This window comes from Sphingomonas sp. 2378, assembly GCF_038084995.1.
GTDB lineage: Bacteria > Pseudomonadota > Alphaproteobacteria > Sphingomonadales > Sphingomonadaceae > Sphingomonas.
This window is the reverse complement of sequence record NZ_JAXCMJ010000084.1, coordinates 1-4905: the sequence shown is the minus strand read 5'-3', so window position 1 is coordinate 4905 and position 4905 is coordinate 1. Positions and strand designations below refer to the sequence as shown.

General features: G+C 63.1%; 4 protein-coding genes. 1 reads left to right on the top strand and 3 read right to left on the bottom strand.

Features of this window, described 5'->3' with window-relative positions; translation table 11 throughout:
• Positions 1 to 118: 118 nt before the first annotated feature.
• On the top strand, positions 119 to 637 hold the full coding sequence (locus SM191_RS19170; RefSeq protein WP_341507607.1) for an AAA family ATPase: 519 nt from the start codon (positions 119 to 121) through the stop codon (positions 635 to 637).
• A 92-nt stretch (positions 638 to 729) separates the two neighbouring features.
• Here the strand turns inward: SM191_RS19170 and SM191_RS19165 are convergent, their stop codons facing one another.
• From SM191_RS19165 to SM191_RS19155, 3 genes are all read right to left on the bottom strand, one after another.
• The gene (locus SM191_RS19165) at positions 730 to 1296 is read right to left on the bottom strand and encodes a recombinase family protein (RefSeq protein WP_341507606.1); all 567 of its coding nucleotides are present in this window, start codon (positions 1294 to 1296) and stop codon (positions 730 to 732) included.
• 99 nt (positions 1297 to 1395) lie between these two features.
• Positions 1396 to 3471: a TonB-dependent receptor domain-containing protein gene (locus SM191_RS19160; RefSeq protein WP_341507605.1), complete on the bottom strand. Its 2076-nt coding sequence runs from the start codon at positions 3469 to 3471 to the stop codon at positions 1396 to 1398.
• 342 nt (positions 3472 to 3813) lie between these two features.
• Positions 3814 to 4584 carry a LytR/AlgR family response regulator transcription factor gene (locus tag SM191_RS19155; RefSeq protein WP_341507604.1) on the bottom strand — a complete coding sequence of 257 codons (771 nt, stop codon included), beginning with the start codon at positions 4582 to 4584 and terminating at the stop codon, positions 3814 to 3816.
• Positions 4585 to 4905 lie beyond the last annotated feature (321 nt).

Genomic DNA, 4905 nt, shown 5'->3' with positions numbered 1-4905 from the left:
CGTACCTGGCGGTCCACGCTAGCACGCCGATCGGGCGATATTTCGGCGGACGCGCGCACTAATTCCTATTGGGAGCGGCACGCGAGACGGGCGGAGGATTCCCAATTGAGATCGAGAAATGGGAATCGAGCAGCCAGCCCGCTATGTTGGTTCCATGCTCGCCACCAAGACGATCAACCCCGACGATTTCCTTGAGACGCAGGATGGGCGTGTCTGGACGCCAGAGCGAAACGAAGAGGCATGGCGACTCTCCTACGCAGCTTTGGAGATTGCGCTTGAATGCGCAACCACTCCGATGCGCGTAGTGGTGGTTTGCGGCATCCAAGGAGCCGGCAAATCGACGTGGATCGCATCACAACCGGTATCGTCGTCCACGATCTACTTCGACGCGGCACTTCCCGGCATTCGACATAGGGCGAAGGTCATAGCCATCGCGAAGCAGCTAGGATCAGCCGTCGAAGCGGTCTGGATCAACACCCCGCTGGATGTCGCAATGGAGCGCAATTCCGCCCGAACGCCCGACAAACGAGTGCCGACGCAGGCCATTGTCGCCGTCGCAACGCAATTCGAAGAACCGACGACGGCTGAGGGGTTCGACCACGTCTCCATTTATGGTGGCGGCCACGACTACCAATAGGTGCCGGCCTTTTCCCATTGGGAACGGCCAGCGAGACGACCATCTCATTCCCGATTGCCGTGGAGGTTCTGGATGCGAAGAGGCAGGCCGGTTCAGTTTGCCGGTCGCTGGCCACCGGGGCAGTGACGGTAGAACGTCGATAAGCCCACCTGGAGCAGTTTCGCGATCTTGGCTGGCTTGTCGCCCGCAGCGAGCAGTTTGCGCGCCGTATCGATCTTGTCAGGTGTCATCGCTGCCTTCCGTCCTCCACCGCTGCCACCCTTCGCTCGAACGGCGGCCAAGCCAGCGATGGTACGCTCCTTGATGAGTTCGCGCTCCATTTCGGCGACCGAGGCGAGGATGTGAAAAAGCAGCCGTCTGGACGATGTTGCGGTATCGAATCCGTCAGTCAGCGATCGGAAATCGACATTGCGCGCTGATAGGCCCGCCGCCAGTTCGATAAGGCCTCGGATGGATCGACCGAGCCGATCCAACTTCCAGATGACGACCGCATCGCCGGCTCGCGCGAACTCGAGAGCGTCGGCAAGACCGGGACGGTCGGATTTCGCACCGCTTGCCTTGTCGGTGAAGATCCTGTCACAACCCGCCTTAGTCAGCGCATCGATTTGCAGGGCCAGATCCTGATCGGCTGTCGAGACACGCGCGTAACCTATCAGCATTCTGTTTCCCCTCGCTGGCAGCTCGCGGGGAGTGCCACGAGATTGATCGCCGCACTCGAGGTTGAGCCGAAGGGCCGGCTCATTGGGTCGCACGTCTCCCTACGATCCCGCTGTCGGTAGCGTCGTGAAATCGAACTGTTCCGGCTGTCGCCGTGGTGTCGAACCCAGATTGTAGGTCAGGCCGATCAGCACCGAGCGCAACTTTAGATGCTGCCCGGACTGGTCGCGGAACTGGGGCGTGTCATAGGCGCTTCGAATCCTGAAGCTGTTCAGCAGGTCGCGCCCGGTCAGGTTGAGGGAGAAGCGGCTATCGAGCTTCCGGCGGTAACCGAAATTGAGCATCCCGCCCACCTCACGCTCGCCTTGGGCCAGCAGCGTATCGCCCACCCAGAAGCCCGACACCTGAACGAAATCCGCCTTGGTGGGTTGCCAGTCGAGGCTGAACCGGCCGCTGGCGAGCAAAGCCTCTCGATGCGCTCCGCCTGGAATGCCGCCCGCGCGAACCGATTGATGAAATAGATTGGTCCCGGCGCTGTAGCGTAGCGTCGGCAGCAACGGGCCGTTCAACGACAGCTCCAGGCCAATGTCGCGTCGCGCGCCTAGGTTCTCGGGTCGGGTGAGCAGCAGGCCGCTGCCGATATCCTGGGCAATATCGGTGAACGACCGGTTCGTATCGCGGAGGTATAGCGTCGCCTGATAGAACCCCTGACCTTGGCGTCTTTGCCAAGTCATTTCCGCCGCATTCGTCTCCTGCGGCCGCAATCCGGCATTGCCTGACCGGCGGTTGAGGGGGTCGACAAAAATGATGGCGGAGTTGAGCTGACCTGGCTGCGGCCGCTGGATGCGCCGGGAAAAGCTGGCGCGCAGCGTCTCCGTCGGCGACAGCCGATATTCGACATGCGCGGTTGGAAAGGCGCGGAAATAGTGCTGCCCCACCGGCGCGCTGCCGTTCAGATCGTCGATGTGGATTTCCGTGTGTTCGAGCCGCAGTCCGGCTTGCGCGGACAGGTCGGCGCTCAACGGCCTTTCGTATGTGGAATAGAGGGCATTGACGGTCTGGCGCCCGCGAAAGGCGTTGGTCAGCCCGTTGACAACCGCCAGTTGATCCACTGCCGCACCACGCCGGAAGCCGAAACGCTGCTCGGGTCGCTGGTCGGTCAGTTCGTACCCGAGGCGGAGCTTTCCACCACTGGCGAGAGGTCGGACATAGGCGCTGGTAAAACCGAGCGTCGCCAAGCCGATGTGCTGGTCGGATCGCTCGAACAGATCCGCCCCCGCCGGCAGGTCGTAGCGGGTCGTGACACGGAACAGGTTATCCGTGTCGTTGGTGTCATACCGCAACTCGTTGGTCCATTCATGACCGGCATTGTCGAAGCGGCGGAGCATGCGCAGCGTGCCGCCCCAGTTGACGACGTCAAACGCTGCCGAACCATCCCGCGCGAAGGCGCCCGCCTGATTGCCCGATGCATCGCGGATGTTGAATACGTCTAGGCCCGTACCGAATGTCCGGATCGACGTGCCGCGCGCTTCAGCCGTCAATTGGGTGCGGCTGTCTGGCCGATATTCGGCGGTCAGCCGACCGACCGTGCCGCGCTGGCTCGACGTGATCTCCTGATCGTCGCGGGTCGTCGACCTCACGCCCCCGGTACTGGGGTCCAGCAATTCTCGCACCCGGAACAGGCTGAGCGTGACGGGATCGTACCGGCTGCTGACATCGCCGGACAAGGTCCAGCGCCCGCGCTGCCATGATCCGCTGGCCGCTCCTGTCCAGCGGCCACGATCGCCGACTGCGCCGCGGATCGAGCCGGTCGCCGTCGTACCGGCGCGGGGCGCGGTCGGCTTGGTGATGAGGTTGATGACGCCGCCCGATCCTTCGGGACTGTAGGCAGCGGAGGGATTGGTCATCACCTCGACCCGTGCGTAGCGATCCGCCGGGAGTTGCAGGATCGTCTGGCCGCGGGACGGGCCGGTGAGCAGCCCGGATGGCTGACCATCGACCAGGATGGTGACGCTCGGATCGCCGCGGAGCGATACGTTTCCTTCAGGATCGACGTCGACGGACGGCACGCCGCGCAGCGCATCCGCCAGCGTGCCATTGGTCGCCTGAAGGTTCTTCGACAGGCTATAACTGGTCGCGTCGATCGATGTCTGAACGCCATCGCGCGACCCGGTCACCGTGATTGTCGCATCCTTCTCCTTCTGGCCGTCAGGTGTTGTCTCTGCGGGCGGCACCGGGCGAGAAGTGGCCGCAGGCGATGTCGTCTGGGCGAAGACCGGTACGGGCAGAGCGACACTCAGCAACGTGGCGACCCGTATGGCGGCCCGGAGTGACGCGGTGTGATGATGCATATGCTTCGGCTTCCCCAAAGTGTCTGGTCGAGCCGGGGGTAGGGTTTCTCAGTGGCTTGCTGCGAAAAATGCCGCGAACGAACATGTCCGACGACGAACGAACAGGCTGTTTCGGACGAACCGCTGCCTTGATCGGCGAACGGCCATATCCGTTCGCCGAGTGGAAGGTCAGACCACGAAGCTGCGGAGGAGTTGGGCGCCCGACCGGCTCACCTCGATCTGCGGACCGCTCGCGAGGTGCGCGATCATGCGGCCGTTACCAGCGGGTTCCAGTCGTTCAAGATGATCGAGGTTGATGATGCTCGACCGATGGACCCGGACAAACCGATGCGGGTCGAGCCGCTGCTGGAACTCGCCGAGGCTCATCCGGACGAGGTGGCACTTGCCTGCCGACGTCGTCACCTCGCTGTAATCCTGCGCGCCGACGATCGAGACGATGTTCGCCACCTGCACCGGTACGAACTCGTCGTCGGCGCGGATGAGATAGCGTTCCAGCGGGGGCGCTGCCTCGACGAACGACACCGGCGATGCCTCCCGCCCGCCGCGCACGGCGTAGCAGATGGCAGCGACGAGCGCGTAGAGGACCAGCCCCTGGAATGCCTGCCACACCTGCGCGACCGGCGGGAAGCTGTAGATGCGGATGTCGCCGTTATGCGTCGCGGCCCCCAGCGCCTGAAGCAGCAGGACGGCCCAATACCATGTGACGGCGAACGACGGCGCCAGGACGATATGCGCGAGATACTGCACCGCCACGCCCTGCGGCATGACATAGGTCTTCAGGACGGCCCGCGTCAGCGCCGCTAGCACGGCGAGAGGGGCGACGTTCGACACCGCCATCAGCGCAGCGACGAACGGCGTTACATTCGGCCAGAAGTTGTAGAAAACTACCCAGTAGAGCCCGGTCAACAGCAGTGCGCCAACGGTCCAGAGAACGAGCAAGCTCGGGGGGCGTAGCTGGAGGGCCGACAGACGGCTGAGAAGAGGTGGTTGCGGGACCGACATGCTCGCTTGGTACGCGAACTATGACCGGGTCAGTCAACGGCTCAAATGCTCCACGCGGCGGGCGCTTGAGAATTCTCCTTAGCCGTTCCGGCCCAAGGCTTCTGATGGGGTTCAAAACGAGGACCATCATCTCGCAACGGATGGTGAAACGGGAACCGGACTAGGGTCCGGACTCATAACCACCAGATGACGGCGGCAGCGAAAGCGATTGCGCTGAGGAAGTTCTTGATGTTGCGGTCGAAGCGGGTAGCGATGCGT